At 65.8% G+C, this 1242-nt stretch carries 1 protein-coding gene; it reads left to right on the top strand.

What is annotated here, in order from left to right; genetic code table 11:
• Positions 1 to 46: 46 nt before the first annotated feature.
• Complete coding sequence (locus B2J89_RS21095) at positions 47 to 1177, top strand: IS481 family transposase (RefSeq protein WP_169170802.1); 1131 nt, start codon at positions 47 to 49, stop codon at positions 1175 to 1177.
• Positions 1178 to 1242 lie beyond the last annotated feature (65 nt).

Raw genomic sequence — 1242 nt, 5'->3', positions numbered from 1 at the left:
GACATGGTGGACACCTGCGGGCGCCCTGCCCGCGGGGAGAACAACCATGCCCTGGAGCACCCGAGACACCATGAGCCTGCGCGAAGAATTCATTGCCCTTGCCAACCACGAGGGCGCCAACCGGCGCGAGCTGTGCCGCCGCTTTGGCATCAGCCCGCAGACGGGCTACAAGTGGTTGGCCCGCTTTGCGCTGCAAGGAGTTGCCGGCCTGGCCGACACGTCGCGACGTCCCCACCACAGTCCTGCAGCCACCGCCCAGGCACTGCAGCAGGCCGTGCTGGCCCTGCGCTGCGAGCACCCCGCCTGGGGTGGCCGCAAGATCGCCAGGCGCCTGCAGGATCTGGGGCAGGGCTGTGTGGCTCCCAGCACCGTCACTTGCATCCTGCACCGCCATGACCTGATCGGCGCAGAGGCATCCACGGCCGCACAGCCCTGGCAGCGCTTCGAGCACGAACACCCCAATGCCCTGTGGCAGATCGACTTCAAGGGCTATGTGGACACGCCCGCAGGGCGCTGCCATCCTCTGACCCTGCTGGACGACCATTCGCGGTTCAACATGGCCCTGCGTGCCTGCGCAAGGCAGGAGAGTGTCACCGTGCGGGTGCAACTCACCGAGGTGTTCCGCACCTATGGCCTGCCGGTGCGCATCAACGCCGACAACGGCGCCCCCTGGGGCTCACCCTCCCAGCCTGGGCAGGTCAGCGAGCTGGCCTTGTGGCTGATACGGCTGGGTATCCGGGTGAGTTTCAGCCGGCCCTACCACCCGCAGACCAATGGCAAGGACGAGCGGTTCCACCGCTCGCTCAAGGCGGAAGTGCTCAACGGCAGATCGTTCACAGACTTGGGGCAGGCACAGGCGGCATTCGATCGATGGCGAGAGGTCTACAACCATCAGAGGCCGCACCAGGCACTGGGCATGGCCACGCCAGCGAGCCGCTATCGCATGAGCGAGCGAAGCTACCCCCAGCGGCTGCCCGACATCGAGTACGGGCCGCACGATACGGTGGTGACCGTCAAGGCATTGGGAGAGATGAGGTTCCAGGGCAAGCGCTACAAGCTCTCGAGTGCGCTGCGCGGCCTGCCGGTGGCGGTGCGTGCGCTCAGCGAGCAAGACGGTCGCTACGACGTCTACTTCCTGCATCACAGGCTGGGGCAAATAGACCTGCGCGAGGACTGAGCTGTGCAGCAAAATCCGTCAACCATGTCTTCGCACATGCGTCAGCCATGTCTGCGGTCCATACA

Source organism: Acidovorax sp. SRB_24 (genome assembly GCF_012931925.1).
The sequence above is the reverse complement of the archived record's forward strand: the minus strand, read 5'-3'. Positions and strand labels throughout refer to the sequence as shown.

Coding starts and splice junctions, on each gene's coding strand:
- B2J89_RS21095 (WP_169170802.1), top strand. CDS start 47: ATGCCCTGGAGCACCCGAGACACCATGAGCCTGCGCGAAGAATTCATT.